Source organism: uncultured Sphingomonas sp., assembly GCF_964243315.1.
Lineage (GTDB): Bacteria > Pseudomonadota > Alphaproteobacteria > Sphingomonadales > Sphingomonadaceae > Sphingomonas.
This window is the reverse complement of the sequence record NZ_CAXTEM010000001.1, coordinates 58,944-84,392: the sequence shown is the minus strand read 5'-3', so window position 1 is coordinate 84,392 and position 25,449 is coordinate 58,944. Positions and strand designations below refer to the sequence as shown.

Annotated in this window: 12 protein-coding genes; 10 read left to right on the top strand and 2 right to left on the bottom strand. The window is 66.7% G+C overall.

Features of this window, described 5'->3' with window-relative positions; translation table 11 throughout:
- Positions 1–17: 17 nt before the first annotated feature.
- Positions 18–2,309, bottom strand: coding sequence for a TonB-dependent receptor (locus ACFE77_RS00280; RefSeq protein WP_375419613.1), 2,292 nt, complete (start codon positions 2,307–2,309; stop codon positions 18–20).
- Positions 2,310–2,472: 163 nt separating this feature from the next.
- On the opposite strand from ACFE77_RS00280, the gene ACFE77_RS00275 reads away from it, so the two are divergent.
- The 5 genes from ACFE77_RS00275 (at position 2,473) to ACFE77_RS00255 (ending at position 10,910) form a co-directional block, all read left to right on the top strand.
- Positions 2,473–3,999 carry an alkaline phosphatase D family protein gene (locus tag ACFE77_RS00275; RefSeq protein ID WP_375419612.1) on the top strand — a complete coding sequence of 509 codons (1,527 nt, stop codon included), beginning with the start codon at positions 2,473–2,475 and terminating at the stop codon, positions 3,997–3,999.
- Between the two features lie 187 nt (positions 4,000–4,186).
- Positions 4,187–7,237 (top strand): TonB-dependent receptor, encoded by a 3,051-nt coding sequence (locus ACFE77_RS00270; RefSeq protein WP_375419611.1) that lies wholly within the window; start codon positions 4,187–4,189, stop codon positions 7,235–7,237.
- Positions 7,237–8,277, top strand: a complete 1,041-nt coding sequence (locus ACFE77_RS00265) for a phytase (protein WP_375419610.1) — start codon at positions 7,237–7,239, stop codon at positions 8,275–8,277. Before ACFE77_RS00270 ends, ACFE77_RS00265 begins: the two co-directional genes overlap by 1 nt.
- Positions 8,278–8,330: 53 nt before the next feature.
- Positions 8,331–9,485, top strand: coding sequence for an alkaline phosphatase (locus ACFE77_RS00260; RefSeq protein ID WP_375419609.1), 1,155 nt, complete (start codon positions 8,331–8,333; stop codon positions 9,483–9,485).
- A 147-nt stretch (positions 9,486–9,632) separates the two neighbouring features.
- On the top strand, positions 9,633–10,910 hold the full coding sequence (locus tag ACFE77_RS00255; protein ID WP_375419608.1) for an MFS transporter: 1,278 nt from the start codon (positions 9,633–9,635) through the stop codon (positions 10,908–10,910).
- On the opposite strand, the gene ACFE77_RS00250 is transcribed toward ACFE77_RS00255, so the two are convergent.
- The gene (locus tag ACFE77_RS00250) at positions 10,891–13,185 is read right to left on the bottom strand and encodes a glycoside hydrolase family 3 N-terminal domain-containing protein (protein WP_375419607.1); all 2,295 of its coding nucleotides are present in this window, start codon (positions 13,183–13,185) and stop codon (positions 10,891–10,893) included. The genes ACFE77_RS00255 and ACFE77_RS00250 overlap by 20 nt on opposite strands.
- 154 nt (positions 13,186–13,339) lie before the next feature.
- Between ACFE77_RS00250 and ACFE77_RS00245 the strand changes: the two genes are divergently transcribed.
- The 5 genes from ACFE77_RS00245 (at position 13,340) to ACFE77_RS00225 (ending at position 25,393) form a co-directional block, all read left to right on the top strand.
- Entirely contained in the window at positions 13,340–14,377 is a 1,038-nt protein-coding gene (locus tag ACFE77_RS00245) for a LacI family DNA-binding transcriptional regulator (RefSeq protein ID WP_375419606.1), read from the top strand.
- Positions 14,374–17,358, top strand: a complete 2,985-nt coding sequence (locus ACFE77_RS00240; RefSeq protein ID WP_375419605.1) for a TonB-dependent receptor domain-containing protein — start codon at positions 14,374–14,376, stop codon at positions 17,356–17,358. Before ACFE77_RS00245 ends, ACFE77_RS00240 begins: the two co-directional genes overlap by 4 nt.
- Before the next feature lie 64 nt (positions 17,359–17,422).
- Positions 17,423–18,826: a glucoamylase family protein gene (locus ACFE77_RS00235; RefSeq protein ID WP_375419604.1), complete on the top strand. Its 1,404-nt coding sequence runs from the start codon at positions 17,423–17,425 to the stop codon at positions 18,824–18,826.
- On the top strand, positions 18,823–19,791 hold the full coding sequence (locus tag ACFE77_RS00230; protein ID WP_375419603.1) for a discoidin domain-containing protein: 969 nt from the start codon (positions 18,823–18,825) through the stop codon (positions 19,789–19,791). The genes ACFE77_RS00235 and ACFE77_RS00230 overlap by 4 nt, the downstream gene beginning before the upstream one ends.
- Positions 19,792–22,351: 2,560 nt before the next feature.
- Complete coding sequence (locus tag ACFE77_RS00225) at positions 22,352–25,393, top strand: TonB-dependent receptor (protein ID WP_375419602.1); 3,042 nt, start codon at positions 22,352–22,354, stop codon at positions 25,391–25,393.
- The last annotated feature ends 56 nt before the right edge of the window (positions 25,394–25,449 follow it).

The window sequence follows — 25,449 nt, the reverse complement described above, 5'->3', positions numbered from 1 at the left end:
GGTGGGAAGCCGGCCGCTCAGAAGCGGCGCCTGATGGTGCCGAACACCTGTCGCGGCGAACCCGCCTGAAGCGTGTTGTTGAGCGAACTGGCATTGTTGAAGAACTGCCCGGATCCAAGGGCGGCGATGTACCGCTCGTCGGTCAGGTTGACCGCATTCACCTGCAACTCGACCCCCGCCAACGCGCTGCTTGCCGGGAAGCGATAGCCGATCGCGGCATCGAACAAGGTGTAGCCCTTCACCGTTACGTCGCCGGTATAGGTGACGTTGCGCCGCGAGGTGTAGGCGCCGGCGACGTTGCCGAAGAAGCTGCCGTCGTCGAAGTTGATCTCGCCTTTCGCCAGATGTGCGGGCGTGTCGACGGTGCGGACGCCCTTGGTCGGCACGAACGCGGCGCCGTTGACGGTGTCGTCGTCATAGGTGCTGTCGTTGTAGGAATAGGACGCGATCAGCGCGAGCGGGCGGCTCACCTGATAGGTCGCGCCGATCTCGACCCCGCGGCTGGTGACGCTGCCGACATTCTGCAGGATGCTGGGATTGCCGAGGATGTTCGCGCCGCTGAAGGCCGCGAGCAGCCGGTTCTCGAACTTGACGTCGTAGGCTGCGACCACGCCGCGGACGGCGCCGAGGTCGAACCGCCAACCGCCCTCGATCGTGCGCGAGGTCTCGGGCTTCAGCGTGTTGCGGATCGCCTCGAAACCGACCTGCGTCGTGCCGAACGGGCCGCGGAACGAGCTGATATAGGCGCGCATGTTCTCGGCGTAGTTGGCGAACAATTCCTGGCGGCCGATCTTGTAGGTCGCGCCGACCTGGGGCTGGAACCAGTCCTTCGCCGCGATCCGGCCGTTGATGAACGGGGTGCCGAAGGTCGTGACGATGCCGTTCGCGACCCGCGTACCCTTGAAGCCGCCGGCGATCGTCAGCACGTCGAAAACCGTCCAGCTGTCGCTGACGAAATACTGGTTCGTCAGCGTCGTCAGGTCGGTCAGGAAGTCGCTCCTGAACGGGTTCTCGAGAAAGTCGGTGACGTCGGGCCGGTTGGTCAGGCTCGCCGCGTAATAGTTGCGGTCGGTGCTGGCGCGGTTGTCCTCGTGCCAATAGCCGATCTGGATCGTGTGATCGCCGAGCGTCGCGGTGGCGCGCGCGATGCCGCCGTCGCGCTTGATGCCATATTCGGTGGTGCGCACCGACAGCGGGAAGCCATCGGGCGAGAACACGGCGGGCGTATAGATGCCGCCGCTGCCCTTGTCATAATGGTGATAATAGGTCGCGGTGACATCGAGCCATTCGGTGACCGACGCATCCAGCGTCAGCGCGCCCAGCCAGTCGCGACGCACGCCGCCGCTATCGTAATAGGTGTCGTTGACGTTGGTATACGGCGCCGGGAACGCGACGCCTGCGGTCGGGAAGGGCAGGGGCCGCCGCGCAGCCGCCGCAGTCTGGTTGGCGCTCACCTGAGACAACAGGATGGCGGTGGCGTAATCCGGGCGCAGGAAATCCAGATCATAGCCGATCCGATTGAGCGTCGCCGGCGACAGGTCGGCATAGTTGCGCTCCTTGTGGAGCGAATAGTTCAACCAGCCGGTCAGCGTCGCCGCACCCAGTCGCTGGACGATCTTGCCGTTGATCTTGGTGTCGGACTGGTTGCCGAACCCCTTCCACTTGCTGGCGTCGTGAACCACGCCAGACAGCGACAGCAGCGTGCCGGTCGGCAGCTCGCCGCTGTCGAGCCTGCCGTAGAGATGCACGGTGTCGTACATCCCGTAGGTCAGTGCCACCTCGCCGCCCAGCGTCTGCGACGGCGCGCGCGACACGAATTCGAGGTTGCCGCCGAGATTGCTGGTCGAGGCGATCCCCAGCGATCCCGCACCCTGCGACACGTCGACCCGCGCGATGTTCTCGGCCGCGATCGCGCGGCTGATGTGCAGGCCATTGTGGTTGTTGTAGAACATGTCGCCGAGCGGCACGCCGTCGAGCGTATACCCCATCTGGCTCTGGTTGAAGCCACGCACCGAGAGCCGCGTGCCGAGTTCGTAGCTGCCGAACGGGTCCGAGCTTTGCAGCGCGACGCCGGGCAGCCGTGCGACCGCCTTCAGCGGCGAACTGCCCGGGGGGAGGATCTCGATCGCCTTCTGGGTGACGGTCTGTTCCTGGCGGACCTTGCCGGTGCCGTAGACGACGATGTCGGCCTGCGGGGCCGGCGCGGTGTCCGTCGCGGTATCGACGACCGCGGCGGTCTGGGCCGCGGCGGGATGAGCGATAAACAGGAGCGAGCTCGCGGTGGCGAGCGTGAGCGTCTTGGGTGTCAATGGAGTTCCCGCCTTTGGAGATAGGAAGGGGTCGTTCGGCGACCTCTGCTGCCCGCCGCCTATCGCCGGTCCGCGACGATCGCATGACGATCGCGCGAAACTTTTGTGACGGAACGGCGCTCCGCGTCACGAACCGGTCATCGGGAGAGGGTAGCGCGCTGTGATGGCCGGTAACGACCTCCTCTGGCACCGTCGTGCGGTCCTCGGCGCCATGGCCTCGCTCGCCGCGACGCCGGCGATCGCGTGCGATGCGGGTGCCCGCGCGAGCGCCGACCCCTTCGCGCTGGGCGTGGCCAGCGGCGATCCCGATTCCGACGGCTTCGTCTTGTGGACACGGCTCGTCGGCGGGCCGTTGGAGCCGCTGGACGCGAAGGCGGTCGAGGTACGCTACGAGGTCGCCGCCGATCCGGCGTTCCACCGCATCGTCCGCGCCGGTCGCGGCTTGGCGCATCCCGAACGCGCGCATGCGGTCCATGTCGAGGTCGCCGGGCTGACGGCGGGGCGACCCTATTGGTATCGATTCCACGCCCTCGGCGCGACCAGCCCGGTAGGTCGTGCCGCCACCGTGCCGCGCAGCGCCGATCGGCTGCGGCTCGCGGTCACCTCGTGCCAGCATTGGGAGCAGGCGCAGTTCGGCGTCTACCGCGACATCGTCCGCGCCGAACCCGACCTGATCCTGCAACTCGGCGACTATATCTACGAGCAGAGCTATCCCGATCTGCCCAAGGTCCGTGCGTTCGGCGCTGCCGAGCCCGTCGATCTGGACGGCTATCGGCGCCGGCATGCACTCTACAAGACCGATCCCGAGCTACAGGCGGCGCATCGGGCGTGTCCGTGGATCGTCACCTGGGACGATCACGAAGTGCTCAACGACTATGCCGGGCTCGCCAACCGCGAGGGGCTTCCGCCGGCCATCTTCGCACCGCGCCGGGCTGCGGCCTACCAGGCCTATTTCGAGCATATGCCGATCCGCCCCAGCTTGTGGCGCGGACGGCGCGAACCACGCCTGTACCGCGCGGTCGACTGGGCGAACCTCGCCTCGCTGTCGGTGCTCGACACGCGGCAATATCGCAGCACGCCGCCCTGCGCGTCGCCGACCGTCGCGCGCAACGTCCGCCTGACCGACTGCGCGAACAGCGCCGATCCGTCGCGCACGATCATGGGCCGGGCACAGGAGCGATGGCTGGCCGATCGCCTGGCGCGCGAACATCGGCCCTGGGCCCTCATCGCACAGCAGGTGTTCTTCGCGCCATACTGGCTCGATGGCGATCGTCGGACGACCTTCAGCGACCAATGGGACGGCTATGCCGCCAATCGCGCCCGGCTGCTCGTCGAGATGAGCAGGCCGACGGTGCGCGACGCGATCGTCCTCAGCGGCGACGTCCACTCGTTCTGGGTCAACGACCTGGACGCCGCCGGCATCCCGGTCGGCAGCGAGATCGTCACCTCCGCACTCGCCGCGGCATCGCCCCCGGTCGGCCGCTTCGGCGACGTCGGCCGCAACAATCCGCAGGTGCGGTTCCACGACACGGTACATGCCGGCTGGGTGAAGCTGGATCTGCGGCAGCGCGAGATGCGGGCGGAATTACGGATCATCGAAGACCGCGCCGACGTCGCGAGCCGCTTCCGAACCGTGGCGACGGTGACGCAGCAATCGGGCGCGCGACGCGTTGCCGTGCTCGATCGATGACCGTGAACATGAGCGGATTACCGACGACCGCCACATCGATGCTCGCGACGGTTACCGATTAAGGTTGATATACATTGCGACTGTAACTCTCCCTTCACCGAACCGTCATCCCGCCGAAACATCGCGCCCCTAACCGCGGCTGCAGCGAACACGCCGGGAAAGGCCGTCGCTTCAAGGGGACACCATCGTGATCAAGATCCATTCGTGCCGCGCCCGCGGCCGTTCGTTCGCGCGAGTGCTGCTCACCGGTTGCGGCTATGCCGCGATCGTGACCGGCTCGGCTGCCGCGCAGACGCCCGTCGCCCTCAGCACCGCACCCTCCAGGGCGCCAGGGAGCGTCAGCGGCACGGTCTCGCAGGCCAATGGCGAGTATCTGGACGGCGCGTCGGTCGCCATCCCCGCGCTGGATCGTGCCACCGCGGCCGATCGGTCGGGCCGGTTCATGATCTCCGACCTGCCCGCCGGGACGCACGAGGTCGTGATCCGCTATGTCGGCTTCCCCGATCAGCGCCGGACGATCACCGTCGTCGGAGATCCGGTGACGCTCGACGTGCGCTTCGATGCGGTGCCCGATGCCGGCAGCACGGCGGATGCGAGCGACATCGTCGTCAACGGTGGGCGCCCGATCGCGGAATCGGAGGCGGCCGCGCTTCAGATCCAGCGTACCAGCCCTTCGCTGGTGTCGGTGGTCGCGTCGGATTCGGTCGGACGCTTGCCCGACCAGAACATTGCCCAGGCGGTCAGCCGGCTGCCCGGCGTCGCGGTGCAGCGCGACCAGGGGCAGGCGCGCTACATCAACCTGCGCGGTGCCCCGATCAACTGGACGACGCTGTCGTTCGACGGCATCAACGTCGTCAGCCCGGAAGGCCGTGACGCGCGGTTCGATTCCATTCCCTCGGCGATCGCGTCGCAGATCATCGTCCGCAAGGCGGTGACCCCCGACATGACCGGCGAGACGATCGCGGGCAATGTCGACATCATCACGCGGTCGGCGTTCGACTATCCGGGCTTCAAGGTGCAGGCGAAGGCCGGCGCCGGCCATGTCGAACTGGGCGGCAAGACCGAATATGAAGGCTCGCTGGTGGTTTCGGACCGCATCGACACGGGCATCGGCGAATTCGGCATCGTATCCTCGGGCAGCTACTATCGTCGCGGCATGGTCACCGACAATTTCGAGACCGACTTCGAGGCGGTCGGCGAGGATCGCCGTCCCGGCTTCAAGAACCGGATCTGGGGTCGCGAGACCGAGAACAAGCTCTATCGCCTGACGCGCAAGAACTATGCGCTGTCGACCAGGCTCGATTGGCGCCCCAACGACGGCGACTCCAAGCTGTTCTTCGAGACGATCTACTCGGCGTTCCAGGACGACGAGCAGCGCAGCAACTACATCTTCGACCTCGACGATCAGCAATCGCGGACGCCGACGGGGACCGCAGCCTGTGCGGTCAACCCGACCCCTGCGGCCAACACCACCGGCTATGCCGATGTGTGCACCGGCAACACGCCGCTGCGCGGCACCGTGTACGGCGTCGACCTGAACTCCAACTTCCTGGTGCGCGCGTACAAGCAGTCGGTGTTCACCAACACGATCGGCGGCGATCACAGCTTCGGCGGCTGGAAGGTCGCCTGGCGCGGCAACTACACCAAGTCCATCGACGACCGCAGCGCCCCGGCGCAGCTCAACTATGACAGCCCCGGCTTCGGCACCAACGGCGCGAACGCCGCCAACCGCCTGACCGTCGACTACGACTTCACCGATCCGCAGCTTGCCAAGGTGGCGCTGTATCGCACGCTTCGCGCGGCGAACGGCACGCTGAGCCGCGGCGCCCGGGTGACCGCGATCGAGGATTTCCCGCGTGCCCTCAACCGTCTGCGCGTGCTGGACGCCAAGGACGTGACGAAGGCGTACACCGCCAAGCTCGACGTCTCGCGCGAGATGCAGTTCGGCAGCGTGCCGGTGACGATCGCGGCGGGCCTGCGCTACGACGATCGCACCAAGACCTCCAACGAGTATCTCCTCGACATCAGCACACCGGCTGCGTTCACCGCGGCGGGCATTCCCACCGACTTCGGCGCCATCGCGATCCCCGGTGGGTTCCAGGGCAAGATCCCGCTCGGTTACGCCTTCCAGTATTTCGGCCGCGACAAGGTGCTGGAGCTCGCCGATCGGGCGCTGACCGTCGCGCCGCGGGCCTTCGTTCAGGCGAACTTCTACGATGTGACCGAGAAGGTCTATTCGGGTTACGCGATGGCGACCGCGACGATGAACTGGGGCAGCATCATCGGGGGTGCGCGGGTGGAGCACATCCGCAACGACAGCAGCGCGTTTTCATCGGTCGGGCTGCTCGACATCGGGTCGAAGCAGACGCTCGTCTATCCGAGCCTCCACTTCAACTGGGACGTCAACGACCGGATGAAGACGCGACTGTCGTTCAATACCGGCGCAGCACGCCCCGATTACGATCAGCTTCGCCCCAATCTGTCGTTCAGCGACGCCAATCTGACGATCTCGGGCGGCAACCCCGAAGCCAAGCCCGAAAAGGCGCGCGGCGTCGATCTGTACGTCGAATATTACACGATGCCGCGCGGCTTCCTGTCGGTGGGCGTGTTCTACAAGGACGTGCGCGACGTCCTGTTCGACACGTCCAGCACCTTCAACAGCACCATCCTCAACAGCAACGGGGTGGATCGCTCGCAGTATCAATATACCACGATCGCCAATGGCGGCGACGGCTACATCTACGGACTGGAGGCGGCGATCCAGCAGCAGCTGGAGCCGTTCGTGACCGATCTGGGCTTGCCCGACTGGATGGGCGGGTTCGGCGTCCAGCTCAATGCGACGCTCAACAAGAGCCGCTCGGAAACGCCGGACGGTCGCAAGATCCGTCTGCCCGGCGCGTCGGATGGGGTGTACAATCTGATCGGCTATTACGAGAAATACGGCTTCTCGGCGCGCGTCTCCTACCAGAACCGCTCGCCCTGGATCGACTCGATCGGTGCGTTCGGGCTCGTCAACGGCGTCAATCGCGGCATCGACGGCGGCGACGCCTATTGGGCGCGGGATGACGAACTCGACGCCAGCGTTCGGTTCGCGATCACCCCCAATGTCGAGGTCTACGGCGATTTCGCCAACCTGCTAAACGGCCCCGGCCGCCGTTATGCCGGCAGCAGCCAGTACACGATCGAACATGAGACGTTCGGCCGGCGCTACACGGGCGGCGTTCGGGTCAGCTTCTGATGCGCCCGGTTTTTGCCGCAGCATTGTTGTTGTCCGGCTGTGGTGCGACAACGGTGGTGGGTCCGCGCGCTGCCGATCGCATCACGGCGGCGCCCGACGTTCCCGCGATCGCGGAGACCGATCCGGTCGCCAGCGCCGACGATGCGGCCGACGATCCGGCGATCTGGCGCAACCGGCGTTCGCCAGCCAAGAGCCTAATCGTCGCCACCGACAAACAGGCCGGGGTCCACGTCTATGACCTCGCAGGCAAGCGGCTCAGCTACACGCCCGCGCCGCGGCTCAACAATGTCGACCTGCGCGAGAGCGGCGGCCGCATCACCGTGGTCGCCAGCGACCGCGCCGATGTGGCGCAGGCGCATGTATCACTGTTCGATCTCGATCCCGCGACCGCGAAGCTGCGCCCGCTGGGTCGTTTCCCGGTGGGCCCGGGCGAGGCTTACGGCATGTGCCTGTGGACCCGGCCGCGCGACGGCGCCTTGTTCGGTTTCGTCGTGCTGAAGGATGGGCGCATCGACCAGGTCGCGATCGATCGATCGGGCGCGGCGCCGCAGGTTCGTACCGTCCGTTCGATGAAGCTCGCCAGCCAGTCCGAGGGCTGCGTGGTCGACGACCGAACGGGCACGCTCTATGTCGCGGAGGAGGATGTCGGGTTGTGGCGCTTCGCCGCCGATCCCGCGGCGTCCACCGCTGCCACCGCAGTCGCGCGCGTCGATGGCACTACCCTGGTGGCCGATGCCGAAGGCCTGGCGCTTGCGCCGGAGGGCCGCACCGGCGGCTACCTCGTCGTCTCCAGCCAGGGCGACAACGCCTACACGCTCTACCGCTTGCCGGGCGTGACCTATGCCGGGCGCTTCCGCATCGGCGGTGGGGCCGTCGATGCCACCAGCGACACCGACGGCATCGACCTCGTGTTGGGCAGCTTCGGGCCGGCTTATCCGCGCGGCCTGATGGTCGCTCAGGACGGCGACAATGCGCCCGCCACCCAGAACTTCAAATATGTCAGCTGGGCCGCCGTGCGTAAGGCGCTGCGGCTGCGCTAGCTTCTGTTCCGGCGACATGCGCTTGCCGTTCGATGATGAACAAGGATCGTTCCATGACGAAGATACGAAGCAACCTGTCCGGACGCCGTCTTTCCCTCGCCGGGTGCGTCGTTGCCGCTCTCTTCGCAGCAACGACCGCTTCCGCGAAGCCCGCGCGTACCGCCGCCGCGCCGCGCCCGCGCAACGTCATCGTGTTCCTGGGTGACGCGGGCGGCCTCCCGACACTCAGCGCGGGCGGCATCATGGCTCACGACCGGCCGCAGTCGCTGTTCATCCATGCGATGCCCCATGTCGGCCTCTCCGACACGTCGTCGCTCAACCGGTGGGTGAGCGATTCCGCCGCCGGCATGACGGCGATCATGACGGGGTACAAGACCGACAACGGCGTCGTCTCGATGGTTCCCGGCGCCGCCGGCGCTGCGCCCAGGCCGGTGAAGACCTTCATGGAATATGCCGAACAGCGCGGGCTTTCGACAGGTGTCGTCACCAACATGCCGATCTGGGACGCGACACCCGCCGCCTGCTACGCGCACGTACCATCCCGCAAGGACAAGGACGCGATCTTCGCGCAGATGCTCGCGCCCCGCTTCGGCAACGGCGTCGATATCCTGATCGGCAAGGGCCGCAAGGACGCCGCCGCCTCGTTCGCCAAGCGCCAGATGACGGCGGAACAGGCGTTCGCCGCCGCGGGCTATCGCTATGGCGACGATCCCGCGCTCGTCCGCCAGGCGCCGCGCGCCGCGGTGCTGCGCGACAGCGACTTTGCACCACTGCCCGCGGTCGAGGCGACCATTCGCCAACTCGCGCGCAATCCCAAGGGCTATGTGTTGATGATCGAATGGGACATGCACACCGACGATCCGCAAGCGGGGCTCCGCCACGTCGTCGAAATGGACGACATGATCCGCCGCGTCACCGCCATCGCCGGCAAGGACACGCTCATCCTGTTCACTGCCGACCATAGTTTCGGCCTGCGGATGGGCGGCGGCGACCGCGGCCAACCGCTCGCCGAGCAATTCGCCGCCGCCGGCGCCAAGCCGGGTACAACCATCGCCAACAACCCGATCATCAGCATCGAGGATGGCCATACCGGCGAGGAGGTGATCGCAAGCGCGTCGGGGCCCGGCGCCGAGCAGGTCCACGGCTTCTTCGCGAACACGCGCATCTTCGACATGCTGATGAAGGCGGTCGGCTGGGCCCGCGACTAGCGCGTGAGAATGGAGAGCGTGTGAGGCCGCGCATCCCGCGCGTTCGGTAGGCGCCCCATCATCTCGGCCGAACGGCTTGCTACTCCGGCTCAAGCCTCGCTACCTGACCTGATGACTGATGCGTCACGACGTGGAACGGAGGGAAGGGTGCGCCCCTCTCGTCTGGTCTTGTTCGCCGCCGGGGACTTCGCCTGTAACCTGTATTGGCAGAGCATCTCGCTCTTCTTGTTCTTCTTCTACACCGACGTCCTGCTGCTGCCACCCGCGCTGGCAGGGGCGATCGCGATGGTCGGGGCGATCTGGGACGCGCTGGCGGATCTGGCGGTCGGGATCGTCGCGCAGCGGGCGAAGTCCTATCGCCGTTTCGTTGCGGGTGGGTCGGTGCCGCTCGGCCTGGCGTTCGTCGCGTTGTTCGTCGTGCCGGGCTTCGGGGTCACGGCGACCGCATTGCTCGCGCTCGTCGCGCAGATCGTATTTCGGACACTCTACGCCCTCGTCAACGTGCCCTACGCAGCGTGGAGCGCGCGGATCAGCGCAGATAGCCGAGACCGTTCGCACATCGCAGGGCTGCGGATGTTGTTCGGGGCGGCGGCGGCCAGCTTCGTCGCGTTGACGATGCCGCGTGCCGGCCATGTGATCGCCGCGGCGGGCTATGCCGCGGTGGCGGTGCCGCTTCTGTGGTTCGTCGCGACGCGCAGCCGCGAGGTGACGCCGCCACCGCCGCCCGCCCCGGTGCCGATCCGCGCCTATCTGGCCGTGCTCGGACGCAACCGCGCGTTCGTGACGCTGAACCTCGCCATGGCTGTAGCCGGCATCGCCGCCGCGATCGTCAACCAATCGGTGCTCTATTATTTCGACCATGTGGTCGCCGCACCCGCAGCCGGACGCGCCGTGCTGGCGACGATGGGGGTCGCCGGGGCGGCGTGCATCCCGGTCTGGATGCTGATCTCCCGGCGGACCGGCCCGAGAGCGACCTGGTTCGTGGCGAGCGTCATCGGCGTCGCCTCGCTCTCGTCGTACGTTCGAGCGGGGGACGCGATCAGCGAGACGCAGGCGCTGCTGGTCGCATTGCAGATCGTGTTTTCGGGCATGAACCTGGCGTTCTGGGCGATGCTCCCCGACACGGTCGAATATGGCGAGGTCCAGTCCGGGGTGCGGGTCGAAGCGCTCGCCTTCGGAGTCTCGGCGTTCGTGCAGAAGATCGCGCTTGCCGGCGCGGCCGCCGCGATGGGCGTGGTCTACACGCGGATCGGCTACCAGCCCGGGACGGTGCAGACGGACGTCGCCGCGGCCGGCATCCGCGCGATGATGCTGGGGGCCCCGGCAATCGGATTGACGATCGCGGCGCTGGTGATGCTCGCCAACCCGCTACGCCGCGGCGTCCACGCCCGCCTGGTCGCCGCGCTTACGCAGCGACGAGCGTGAAGCTGCCGGTCACGCCGTCATCCTGTGCCGACGGCGCGATCCAGAGATCGAAGCGCCCCGGCTCGACGGTGCGCGACAGGTCCAATCCGACGAATTCGAGATCGGCGCGCCGCAGCGTGAACATGACCTCCGCGCTGGCGCCCGGCGCGAGCTGGACCCGCTTGAACCCCTTCAATTGGCGGACCGGGCGGGTGATGCTCGCGGTGACGTCGCGGATGTAGAGCTGCGCGACCTCCACCGCGGCGGCGCGACCGGTGTTGGTGATCGTCGCCTTCACCGTCAGCGCGCCGTCCCAGGGCATCGTCGGCGCGCCGAGCGACAGCGCGGAATAGGCGATCCTGCCATAGGTCAGCCCGTGACCGAAGGCGAAGCGGGCGGCGTTCGGCGCCTCGCGATACTGCGCCTTGTACTCGACCGGCTTGCCCGAAGGGTTCGGGCGCCCGGTCGACTTGTGGTCGTAATGATAGGGCTCCTGGCCCGAGGCATAGGGGAAGCTGACCGGCAGTCGCGCCGACGGCCCTTCGACCCCGAACAGGATGTCCGCGATCGCAGGGCCCGATTGCGAGCCGAGGAACCAAGTGGCCAGGATCGCGGGGGCGTTGAGCACAGCGCCCTCCAGCGCCAGCGCGCGGCCGTGGCGCAGCAGCACGACGATCGGCTTGCCCGTCGCCGCCACCGCTTCGGCCAGCGCCTGCTGCGGTGCGGGTACGACGATCGCGGTGCGCGACTGCGCCTCGCCCGACATGCGCTGGCTCTCGCCGATCGCGAGGACGACGATATCGGCAGCGTTCGCCGCGGCGAACGCGGCGTCGATCCCGCCCGCGATCGGTGCCTCGACCGCGGAGCCCGCGACCGTCGTCACGCTCGCAGCGTTCGCGACCGCGGCGCGGACGCCGGTCGCCAGATCCACGGCCTCGGCATCGGTACCGTAGACGTTCCACGGTCCGATCAGGTCCTGCTGCCCCGACGCGAACGGACCGATCAGCGCGATGCGCTTGCCCACACGGGGCAGTGGCAGCAGGTCGCCGTCGTTCTTCAGCAGCACGATCGAGCGGCGGCCGGCCTCGCGTGCCAGCTTCAGATTGGCGGCGGAGCGGACGCGGGTCTTCTCGCGGCGCGGATCGATCCGGCGGAAGGGGTCGTCGAACAGGCCGAGCGCCTGCTTGACCGCCAGCACGCGGCGCACCGCCTGATCGAGCCGCGTCATCGGCACTTCGCCCTTCGCGACGAGATCGGGCAGGTGCTTGATGTAGAAGCTCGACTGCATGCTCATGTCGACGCCGGCCATGAACGCCAGCCTGGTGGCTTCGCGCGCGTCGGCGGCGAAGCCGTGCGCGATCAGCTCCTCGTCGCCGGTGTAATCCGACACGACGAGGCCGCCGAACCCCCATTGCTTGCGGAGCACGGTGTCGAGCAGCCAGGGGTTCGCGGTAGCGGGCACGCCGGAAATCTCGTTGAAAGAGGCCATCGTCGACAGCGCGCCGGCGTCGAAGGCCGCTTCGAACGGTGGGAAATACACCTCGCGCAATGTGCGTTCGGAGATGTCGACGGTGTTGTAGTCGAGCCCGGCCTCCGCCGCGCCATAGGCCGCGAAATGCTTGGCGCAGGCCATCACGGCATCGTCGGCGGTCAGCCCCCGACTGCCCTGGAAGCCGCGCACCCGTGCCGCCGCCATCAGGCCACCCAGGTACACGTCCTCGCCCGAACCTTCGACCACGCGACCCCAGCGCTGGTCGCGGCCGATGTCGACCATCGGCGCGAAGGTCCAGTCGATCCCGGCCGCCGCCGCCTCGACCGCCGCTGCGCGCGCGGTGCGCATCGCGAGATCGGCGTCGAAGCTGCCCGCCTCCGCGAGCGGCATCGGGAACACGGTGCGGAAGCCGTGGATCACGTCGGCGGCGAAGATCAGCGGGATCTTCAGCCGTGCCTCGCGCATCGCGACGGTCTGCATCTGCCGCGCCATCGCGGCGCCATTGCCGTTGAACACGCCCGTCAGCCGGCCCGTGCGCACCTCGGCGAGCTGGCTATCGAAGGTGGCGGCGCCGCCCGCGGGATTGAGGGTGGTCGCGGCACCGCCCGCCCAGGCGGCCGCGTTCAGCGTCAGCTGCCCGGCCTTTTCCTCGACCGTCATCTGGGCGAGCAACGCCTCGACCTTGCCGGACAGGGCAGGGGTGCCAGCGGCGGCGAGCAGCGCGCGGGCAGGGCTGGACAGCCAAGCCATCGTCGCCGCTGCACCGAGCATCGCGGCACGGCGCGAGATCTGCCGATCGTCCATCATCATCTCTCCAAATCGTCGCGCGCTCGCACCCCCTGAAGCTGAGCGGGTGCGGTCTTGAACCGCGTTTGTGAATGATGTAACCGGTTACATCAAGTAGATGATCGTACCGGCACCGGAACCGGGCGACGCGGAGAGGGGAGAAGACGCGGCAATGGCGAATGCCACAATTCGTGACGTGGCCCGTGAAGCGGCGGTTTCCGTCGCGTCGGTCTCCCGCGTCATGAACCGGCACGACAATGTCCGCCCCGCATTGCGCGACCGGGTGGAGGCTGCGGCGGCCGCGCTCGGCTATGTCCCGCATGCCGGCGCGCGCAATCTCAGTCTGGCGCGGGCCAATGCGATCGGGATCGTCCTTCCCGACATCCACGGCGAGTTCTTCTCCGAATTCCTGCGCGGGATGGACCGCGAGGCATCCGACCGCGGCCTGCAATTGCTGCTGTCGAATATGCACGCCGATGCCGAACGCGCGTTGGGCGCGCTGCAATCGATGCGCGGCCGGGTCGACGGGCTGGTGGTGATGGCGCCGCACGTCGATCCCGATCTGCTGTTCGCGCAACTGCCGCCCGGGTTGCCGGTGGTGCTGGTGAACTGCGCGCCGCATCATGAACGGCGACCCGAGATCCGGATCGACAACGCGGCGGGTGCCGCGGCGATGGTCGATCATCTGGTCGACCGGGGACGGCTCGCGATCGTTCACCTCGCTGGGCCTGACGGCAACATCGATGCCGCCGAGCGCGCCGAGGGTTATCGCGCGGCGATGGTGCGGCACGGTTTGGCGCCGCGGATCCTGAGCGGCGACTTTCTCGAGGAGTCGGGCGAAGCGGCGACCGCCACGCTGCTGCGGGGGCCGCGATTGCCCGATGCGCTGTTCGCGGCCAACGACATGATGGCGATCGGCGCGATGATGGCGCTGCGTCGTGCCGGTGTCGACGTACCGCGCCAGATCGCGATCGCGGGCTTCGACGACATTCCCCTCGCCAGGCTGATCTCGCCCGCGTTGACGACGATGCGGACCGGTATCGCCGGCGTCGGCGCGCGCGCGATCGCACGGCTGGTCCGCGCGATCGCCGGCGATCACGACGACGCGGTCGAGCGACCGCTGCCCGAGCTGGTCGTGCGCGAAACCACCGAATCCGAAGCATCCACAACAAGCCCGGTCAGCGGGTCATCAAGGGGAACATCATCATGAGGACTTATCAGACGCTCCGCGTCCTGCTGGCGAGCACCGCGCTGGCGGCGGGTGCGACGATCGCGATCGTACCGGCGGCGGCGCAGACCACCACCGCGCAGGTGCGCGGGCAGGTCAGCGATGCATCGGGTGCGGCGGTCGGCGGCGCCACCGTCGTCGCGGTGGCGAGCGGCACCAACCAGACGTTCCGGACGACGACCGACGCATCGGGCGCCTATGTGCTCGCCGGTCTACGGCCGGGCGGCTACACGGTGACGATCACCGGCGCGAGCGGCGACGTGTTCACGCAGGTGGTGAGCGTTTCGGTCGGGCAATCCGCGACGCTCGACGCGGCGCTGGGTGCGGCGGGTGCCGATGTCGCCGGTGCCGATGCAGGTGCCGATGTCGCGAGCTCCGGCGACGACATCGTCGTCACCGGCAACCGACTGGCCGAAACGCGGACGAGCGAGATCGCGACCAACGTCAACACCGAACAGCTGCGCACGTTGCCGCAGACCGACCGCAACTTCCTGAGCTTCGCGGCGCTCGCCCCGGGCGTCCGGTACAACGACAGCGAGACCGGCAAGGGCATCCAGTCGGGCGCGTCGACCGCCAGCCAGGTCAATGTCTTCATCGACGGCGTCAGCCTGAAGAACAAGCTGCGCGAGGGCGGCATCGCCGGCCAGCAGAACAGCCGCGGCAACCCGTTCGGCCAGCTTGCGGTCCAGGAGTTCCGTGTACTGACGCAGAACTACAAGGCGGAATACGAGCAGGCGGGATCGGCGATCATCACCGCGGTCACCAAGTCCGGGACCAACGAGTTCCACGGCGAGGCCTTCGGGCAGTATACCGACCGCAGCCTGACCGAGAAAAGCTACCTCGACAAGGTCAACAACCGCACCAAGCCCGCGTTCGAGCGCAAGCAATACGGCTTTTCGCTGGGCGGCCCGATCATCAAGGACAAGCTGTTCTTCTTCGCAACCTATGAGGGCAACGACCAGGATCGCGCGCTGATCGTAGACTCGACTGGGTCGGCCGACAACATCGCGGCGTTCGAAGCGGCTTCCGGGCGCCGCCTCAGCGAATTCGAAGGTAATTTCGTCAGCCCGTTCCGCGGCGATTTCTACTTCGGCAAGCTGACCTTCACGCCGGATGACCGGCAGACGTTCGACGTCTCGTACAGCAAGCGCAACGAGACCGACGTCCAGGGTTTCGGCGGCAACATCTCCTACGAATTTGCCGAGAACAAGCGCAACACGGTCGATACCTACCTGTTCAAATGGGCGTATCGCGGTGACAGCTTCATCAACGAAGTCAACGTCAACTATCTTAATTACGCATTCAGACCGACTGCGATCAATCCCAACCTGACGACGAACAATTACGACACAGTGATCTTGTTCGGCGGTCGCGAGTCGACGCGTAACGAGATCCAGCAGACCTACACCCTGCGCGATGACTTCACCTACAACGGTCTCGACAAGCATGTGATCAAGTTCGGTGCGCGGGTAGAGGCTACTGACATTGAGTTCGCCAGCCTCGCCTATGTGCAGCCCAGCTATCTCTTCCGCATCGACACGGTCGACAATCCCAATCTCAACCTCGCCAACGATACGGATTTTTCCTTCCCCGCGGAAGCTCGGCTCGGTCTTGGTAATGGGACCGTGCGCGGATCGAACACGCAGTACGGCTTCTACATACAGGACGATTGGGACGTCACCGACAAGCTGCAGCTAAACATCGGCTTGCGTTGGGACTACGAAACCAACGGCAACAACAATAATTTCGTGACCAGCGCCAATGCTGCCGCGGCGTTGCGGGCGCTGCCGAAGACCAGCTATTTCGACCCCGAAAACTACATCAGCACGGGCAGCAACCGAGATCCATTCGCACGGGCCTTCGCGCCACGTTTCGGCTTCTCGTACGACGTCAATGACGATGGTCGGACCGTCGTGTTCGGCGGCTTTGGCCGCTATTACGATCGCAACAACTTCAACAACACGATCGACGAACGATCGCGAACGATCAACCCGATCGGCCTGTTCCGCTTCTCCCGCGACGGGCAACCGCGCAACGGTGCCCAGACCACCGTGTGGGACCCGCGATACCTGACGCGTGAAGGGCTGCTGGAGCTACGCGCGACCTCGACCAGCGGCTCGCCGGAACTCTTCGCCGTGAAGAACAACACCCGTCCGCCGGTCAACGACCAGATCAGCCTCGGGGCCCGGCAGCAGGTCGGGCCGGTGCAGGTGTCGGTGACGGGATCTTACCAGCGCGGCCGCAACGGCTACACCAATCTGTTCGCGACGCGACAGAATGGCGGGTTCGGAGCCTGTTGCGATACCTCTCCGCTGGTGCCGTTCGGCTATCAGAACGCGCTGGTCGGTTTCGACGGGCTCGATACGCGCTACAAGGCGCTCTTCGTCACCATCGACAAGCCGTATACCGAAAGTGCAGGCTGGGGCGTCAACGTCGCCTACACCTTGTCGAAGGGGGAGCAGAACGGCGGCGACCTGTTCAGCCTCGATGCGCCGACGCCGGACCTATATGGCTGGCGTCCGCGCACCGGCGACGAGCGCCACCGCCTCGTGCTGTCGGGCATCGCCGATCTTCCGCTCGGCTTCCGGTTCTCGACGCTCAGTACCTTTGGAAGCGGCCAGGCATTCCTGCTGACGGACGGCACCAACGGCGCGAGTTCCGGGCTGAATTCGTTCAGCAGTCGCTATCCTCGCAAGAACTGTATCAGCGGCGTCCTGGCGTTCTGCGAAGTCAATCTGACCCTGGGCAACAAGGTGAAGGTCGCCGGTACCGAGATCGAGCTTGCGGTCGACGTGCTCAACGCCTTCAACAACGACAACTTCTCTGGCTTCGACGACTTCTTCAACAACCAGATCAATCCCGCTACCGGCAGGGTTGTGGACACGCTCGATCCTGCCGACATCGGCCGCGATCTGTTGACCCTGCCGCGTCGAGTGCAGTTCCGCGCGAACTTCCGTTTCTGAGGTCCCTCCTGGGCAAGCAGGCCTTCGGGCCCGCTTGCCCTTTTTCTATCCCAAGGACATGACAATGCTCGACCGTCGCGCATTCCTGGCAACGGCGGGCCTGGGGCTGGCGGGTGCCACCGGTGACGGGCTGACCCGGCGTCCGCGCGATCTCAGCCGGCGCGATCTCATCAGCGACGTGCAGCAACGCACCTTCGCGTTCTTCCGCGATACCACCGACCGGCGCACCGGGCTGTCGCCCGATCGCTGGCCGACGCCGTCGTTCGCGTCGATCGCGGCGATGGGCTTCGCGCTCACCAGCTGGCCGATCGGGGTGGTGAATGGCTGGATGACGCGAAACGAGGCGGTCACGCGGACGCTCGCCTGCCTCGAGCAACTCGCCGCCGCACCGCAGGGGCCAGCGGCCACCGGTACGAGCGGGCACAAGGGTTTCTTCTACCACTTCCTCGACATGCGCACCGGCACCCGGTTCGGGCGGACCGAACTATCGACCATCGATACCGCGTTGCTGCTGGCCGGCGTGCTGTTCGCGCAGACCTGGTATGATCGCGACGATCCGCGCGAGTTGCGCATCCGCGACGTGGCCGAACAACTCTACCGCGCGGTCGACTGGACCTGGATCATGCCGCGCGGGACCTTCATCGGCATGGGCTGGCACCCCGAGAGCGGGTTCATCCGCAGCGATTGGGACATCTACAACGAGGCGCTGCTGCTCTACGTGCTGGCGCTTGCATCGCCGACTCACCCGGTGCCGCCGACGACCTGGCCCGCACTGACCCGGCGCTTCGACGCGAGCTGGACCGATCGGTACGGCCCGGCGCATCTGCATTTCCCGCCCCTGTTCGGCCACCAGTACAGCCATCTGTGGATCGACTTTCGCGGCATCCGCGAGCCGTACATCGCCAGCAAGGGCATCGATTACTTCGAGAACAGCGTCCGCGCCACGCATGCGCAGCGGCGTTACGCGATCGCCAATGCGGGCGGGTTTGCGGGCTATGGCCCGAACTGCTGGGGGCTGACCGCATGCGACGGGCCCGGTGACTTCACGCGCAGCGTCGGCGGGCGCGAGCGCGAGTTCTTCAGCTATTCGGCCCGCGGTCCCGGCGACCGCGACGATGGTACGATCGCACCGACCGCCGCACTGGGCTCGATCGCCTTCGCGCCTGAGATCGTGGTCCCGGCGATCCGCGCGATGTACGCCCGCTACGGCCGCGGCATTTATGGCCGTTACGGCTTCTGCGATTCGTTCAACCCGACACTGACCGATCCCGCCGCGCCGCTGAAGCACGGCAGGATCGTGCCCGGAATCGGCTGGGTCGATGGCGATTATCTGGGCATCGATCAGGGGCCGATCGTCGGTGGCATCGAGAATTGGCGCAGCGGGCTGATCTGGGAGACGATGCGCCGCAACCCGCACATCCGCCGCGGCCTCGACCGGGCGGGCTTCACCGGCGGATGGCTGGCATGATCGCGCTGCTGCTCGCCGCGCAGGCGGCGACCACGCTCGACAGCTTCGACACGCCGGGCCGGTGGAAGGCGCAAGGCTCGGACGGGGTGATCGCGACTGCCAGCGAACAGGGTGGCGCGCTGCGGCTCGGCTATGATTTCGGCAAGGTGTCCGGCTATGCCTTCGTCGCCCGCTCGCTCGCGATCGACTGGGCGGCGGATTACGAGGTGACGCTGCGGGTCCGGGGCACGGGCGGCCTCAACGATCTCCAGCTCAAGTTCACCGACGCCAGCGGCGCCAACGTCTGGTGGTTTCAACGGCGCAACTTCCGCCCGTCGGAGGAATGGCAGACCCTGCGCATCCGCAAGCGCGACATCGAGTTCGCCTGGGGTCCGACCGCGGACAAGGTGCTGCGGCATAGCGACCGCGTCGAGCTGGTCGTCGTCCGTGGCCGCGACGGCGGTGCCGGGACGATCGAGATCGACGATCTCCGCTACGTCGTGCTGCCGCCGCCGACGCCGCTGCCGCCGCCCCGCGCCAGCGACCCGCGCGCGATCGATCGCGATCCGCGCACGGCGTGGATCGGGAAGGGCGGCGAGGGTTGGCGGATCGATTTCGGCGGACGCCAGTCGCTCGGCGGCCTGACGCTGCGCTGGGAAGGCGCGGCGCCGCGCTATGCGATCGAAACCTCCGACGACGGCAAGCGCTGGGCCGGCGTGCGGACGGTCGACGGCGGCGACGGCGGCGACGATCCGATCGCGCTTGCCGATCTCGAGACGCGCTGGCTGCGGGTCATGCTGCCAAGGGGTGCGAAGGCGGCGCGGCTTGCGGAACTGGTGGTGGAGCCGCCCGAATGGGGGCGACGCCGAACGCGTTCGTCGCCGCGCTGGCCAAGGCCGCGCCGCGTGGCGCCTTTCCGCGCGGCTTCACCGAACAGTCCTATTGGACGCTGGTCGGGCCGGATGGCGGCCCGGCATCGGGACTGATCGGCGAGGACGGCGCGATCGAGGTGGCCAAGGGCGGCTTTTCGATCGAGCCGTTCGTCGAGACGGGAGGCAAGCGCTTCGGCTGGGCCGATATGACCCCGAGCCAGTCGCTCGAGGATCGCAGCCTGCCGATGCCGCACGTATTGTGGAAAGCCGATGGCTGGACGCTCGACACCAGCTTGTTCGCGGACAGCGCCGCGCCGCGGCTGATGGCGCGCTGGCGAGTGACCAACACCGCCCGCACGCGGCGGACGCTGCGGCTGGTGCTCGGCGTGCGACCGTTCCAGGTGAACCCGCCGGCACAGTTCCTCAGCCAGGTCGGCGGGGTCACCCCGATCTCCCGCATCGCATGGGCCGGCACCGCGCTGTCGGTCACGACCCCGCCCGCGATCGAGGGCGATGCCGCAGTCACCCGCCTGCTCCAGCCGGTCGGCAAGCCGGACGAGGTCGGCATGCGGCCGTTCGATCGTGGCGCACTCGCCGAGCCGACGCGGGTCGAGCCGGCGACGGTGCTGGAAGACGCCACCGGCCTTGCCTCGGCCGCGCTCGCCTATCGGTTCGACCTCGGACCGGGCGAGAGCCGCGACGTCGACATGGCGATACCGTTCGTGGCCGGCATCCCGCCCGCCGACGCTGCCGCATTCGTGCGTGCCCATGATGCTACCGCGGCGTTCTGGCGCGCCAGGCTGGGCGGTGTGACCATGTCGGTGCCGCCGTCCAAACAGGCGGTTTCCGACACGCTGCGCACCGCGCTCGCGCATGTGCTGATGAGCCGCGATGGACCCGCGCTGAAGCCCGGCACGCGATCCTATGATCGTAGCTGGATCCGCGACGGCGCGATGATGTCGGACACGTTGCTGCGGCTCGGCGTGGACGCGCCGGCCAGGGCCTTCGCCGATTGGTATGGCGGCTTCCTGTTCGACAATGGCAAGGTGCCGTGCTGCGTCGATGCGCGTGGTGCCGATCCGGTGCCGGAAAACGACTCGCACGGCGAATACATCCACCTGGTGACCCAGCTCTACCGGTACACCGGAGATCGCGCCGCGCTGGCCCGCGACTGGCCGCGGCTGGACGCAGCGCGGCGCTATATGGAGGGCCTGCGCCAATCCGAGCGGACAGCGGCGAACACTGCGCCGGCCACGCGGATGCGCTACGGGCTGATGCCGCCCTCGATCAGTCACGAGGGCTATTCGGCGCAGGCGCAGTACAGCCTGTGGGACGATTTTTGGGCGTTGACCGGATACAAGGACGCGGCCTTTGCGGCGAGCGTCCTCGGTTCGCCCGAAGCCGCAGCGATCGCGCGTCAGCGCGACGCGTTCGCGACCGACGTGCACGCGGCGATCGCCGCCTCGGTAAAGCATTTCGGGATCGACTTCATTCCCGGCGCGACCAGCCTCGGCGATTTCGATGCGACCTCGACGACGATGGCGCTCGATCCCGCGGGCGAGCAGGCGCGGCTCGACCCCAGGCTGCTCGCGAACACCTTCGAGCGGCAATGGCGGCGGGTCGCCGGACGGAGCGGGCCCGATGCCGACTGGGCGGAGTACACGCCTTACGAGCTGCGCAACGTGTCGGCTTTCGTGAGGCTCGGCTGGCGATCGCGCGCCAACGCGCTGCTCGACGCCTATATGGCGGACCGGCGTCCGGCGGCGTGGAACGGCTGGGCCGAAGTGGTCGGCCGCAAGCCCCGCGAGATCCGCTTCATCGGCGACATGCCGCATGCCTGGGTCGCGTCCGACTTCATCCGCGCCGCGCTGGACCTGTTCGCCTATGAGCGCGACGGTACGATCGTGCTCGGCGGCGGCCTCGATCCGGCATGGCTGGCAGGGCAGGGATCGACGATCTCCGGGCTGCGGTCCAGCGTCGGCACGGTGGATCTATCGGTTAAGCGCGACGGCGACGGCATCGCGGCGACGATCGGCGGCACCGCGCGGCCTGCAGGGGGTTTCGTCCTGTCATGGCCGCTGGAGGGAAAGGCGGGCGCCGCGACCCTCAACGGCAAAGCGGCGCGCATCGATGCCGACGGGCTTCACCTTGCTGCGGACGGCCTACCCACATCGATCCGCTGGCGGATGGCCGGTGTCGATCGGCGGTCTTCGGAGTGATGGACGGGTGGGGGGGCACCGCCGGGTTTGTTACGGCCCTTGTCTCTCGTCCGCCAGCGGACGCGCAACCCTCGTCGAAGCAGAGCTGTTTGCTATAACCTCGTCTTCAGCGCGGAGGCCGCAGGCGCCATCAGCCCAGCCGCATTCTGACCAGAGCCGGCGCCAAACGTAGCCTACGATCCCACCTTCAGGCCTCTCGCGCTTGCGGGCCTTTCCGTCGAAGCGAGGTGATTTCGTCAGCGAGCCAAACCCGGCCTCCCAACAACTTTTATTAGCACCAGCGACATTTGCGCTTGCATGCCTTTTAGTATGAGTTTTAGTGCCAAAGAGAGCATCCGGAAGATGATGCGCATGACTGATGACGGTCGATGTCGCGATGCGATCGGGGAGAGGGCACAATGAAGGCTAAGCACACTGAGTCCATGCCGCGTCTGGGCGCGCGAACGGGTATATCGATGATCGCCCTGCTGTCGTGCAGCGTCAGCGCGCAAGCGTGGGCGCAAGCCGAAGTCCAGAGCATCTCGCCCGACACCACTCAGGCAGCCGCGCCCGGTGCCGAACAGAACGAGCCGCAGGCCGATGAAACCGGCGGCAGCGACATCGTCATTACCGGACGCCGCGCCGCGCTCGAAGCCGCCACGGATCGCAAGCGGCGTAGTGAGACGATCGTCGACTCGGTCGTTGCGGACGATGCCGGCAAGCTGCCCGACAATTCCATTACCGAGGTGCTCCAGCGCGTCTCCGGCGTCTCGATCGTCCGGTTCGCTGCACTCGGCGACCCCGATCACTTTTCGGTGCAGGGCTCGGGCGTGCAGGTCCGTGGCCTGACCGGCGTGGCATCGCGGCTTAACGGCCGTGAGATCTTCAGCGCCAACAATGGCCGCGCGATCCTGTGGAGCGACGTGACCCCGGAACTGATGGCCGCGGTCGACGTCTACAAGGCCTCTACTGCCGACCTGATCGAAGGCGGCACTGGCGGACAGATCGATCTGCGCACCAAGATGCCGTTCGACTTCAACGGCAAGTTCCATGTCGCCGGCACCGCCGAACTCAGCCTCGGCGACATGGCGAACAAGGCCGATCCGATGGCGTCGGTGCTGGTCACCGATTCGTTCGATACCCCGATCGGGCGCATCGGTCTGCTCGCCGACGTGGCCTATAGCCAGTTCAGCTCGCTATCGCAGTTCATCCGCACCGAGCCGTATTTCAAGACCAACGTCGGCGGCACCGATCGCTTCATCCCCGGCGGCTTCACCTATGGCGACGAGGCGTTCCAATATCGCCGCAACGGCATCTACGGCGCCGCGCAATGGGCCCCGGCCGACAGCCTGACCTTCACCGCCAGCTTCTTCCAGTCGCGCTACAAGAGCCAGTCCAGCGACTATGGCGCGCAGGTCTCTTCGCAGACGCTGGCGGTCGATCCGGCGACGAGCACCTTCGACTCGAACGGCCTGTTGCTCAAGACCAGCTCGCTGTTCAATCGCAACACTGCCACCTTCCTGCCCGGCGGCCAGGTGACGAGCAGCGGCAACAAGGGGTTCGTGGAAAGCGACACGCGTACGCGCGACTATTCGCTGTCGTTCGCATGGGCGCCCGAGGACGGTCCGCTGTCGGTGAAGGGTGCCCTTCAACGGGTCGATTCACGTCAGATCTACGACCGGATCGATATCTTCCGCGAGGTCAGCTTCGGGTCGCAATTCGGCATGGATCTGACCGGCGGCCTGCCACAGATCAGCGTTACGCCCGCCACCCAAGCGTCGTTCGCCGATCCGGCGAATTATTTCTGGTCGGCATCGATGCCGCATAACGAACGGAACAAGGGGCGTCTCGAAACCGCGCAGCTCGATGCCGAGTACAAGTTCGAGGACAGCTTCTTCCGGTCGATCAAGATCGGTGGTCGCTATGCCAAGCGCACCGAGCGCGACCTGCAGAACGGCTACAACTGGACCGCGCTCGGCCGTGGCTGGAATGGCGATCCCCAGCTGACTTATGCCAATGCGGCGCCCGGCGACGTGTCCGCGCACGCCTTCAAGGACTTCTTCCGTGGCGAGGCCCTGCTGCCGGGCAGCCTGCTGTTCGCGAGCCAGAGCCTGGCGGACCGTTACAACGAGAATCGTACCGGTCTGGTAGCATCGCCACCGGCCGGCTTCTGCGGTAATCCGACGATCGACAACGACAACAATCCAGCGACGCCGGAGATTTCGAATCCGCTGTACAGCAATTGCTCGCCTTCTGGGTCATTGCCGGCCGGGTCCGGCTATGGTGGCCTCTCCGGCATTCGCGCGCCGGGCTTCATTCTGCCGGGCGATCAGTTGGACAACCGGACGGTAAACACCGCGGGCTACGGGCTTCTGCGCTTCGGTCCGCAAGGCGATGCGCGTGGTCTCGCCGGAAATGTCGGCGTCCGCGTCGTGCATATCGAGAACGAAGGCAGCGGCTTCATCCAACAGAACCAGTTCACGTTCATCGGCAACGGCCAGAGCGTGACGCTCCTACCCCAAGCCATTCCCCGCGGCGGCAAGGCCGATTTCACTCGCGTGCTTCCATCGATAAACCTGGAGTTCGCAGCGTCGGATCGGATGAAGCTACGAGCAGGTTACAACATCACCGTCGATCTGCCGAGCTTCAACGCATTGCGATCATCGGGCTCGATCGGCGTCGCCACGACGGCCAATCCGATCGCGGGTCAGCCGGGAATCTTCACCAACTTCACGGCGGAAACGGGCAATCCGCTGCTCAAGCCGACCATGTCGAACAATTTCGACCTGTCGCTCGAATATTACGGCGAGCGGGGCACGACGTTCCACATCGCGCCCTTCTACAAGCGGCTGACCGATCTGCCGATATTCGCGCTGACGACGCGGCAGGTGCCGGTGGTATTCTCCGGCGGTACGACCCAGATCGTCGATGCCGCCGCCACCGATTACATCAATTCGACCGAAGCCGCGACGATCAAGGGCGTCGAGGTCGGTGGTCGCTTCTTCCTCGATATGTTCCAGGGGCCGATCAGCGGACTGGGCTTCGAGGGCAACTATACCTTCATCGACAGCAAGAATCCGGGCGACGTGTACCGCGACGTCAACGGGGTGATCCGCAATGACGCGCCGCTCGTCGGCTTGTCCAAGCACAACGCCAATGCCGCGCTGCTGTACGAACGCAATCCCTTCTCACTGCGCATCGCTTATTCCTGGCGGTCGAAGTATTTGCAGTCGACCAACAGCAACGGCACCAACCCGACGTACAATTACTTCGCGACTCCAGGTGTCGCGACCCCGATCCAGATCGCACTCCCGGTCTACAGTGCATCCTACGGCACGCTGGACGCGGGCATCCGCTTCAAGGTCACCGACAATTTTTCGTTCGGGATACAAGGCACCAACCTGACCGGCGCGACCGCGCGGACGTTGATGGGCGGCTATCCCGGCGGCGAGCTGGTCGGGCGCAGCTGGTTCCAAAGCGATCGCCGGATCAGTACGGGTATCAACCTGGCGTTTTGACCGACGCTGGTTGCTTCGCCTCGGCCGGGACATTTTCCGGTCGAGGCGAAGCGCCA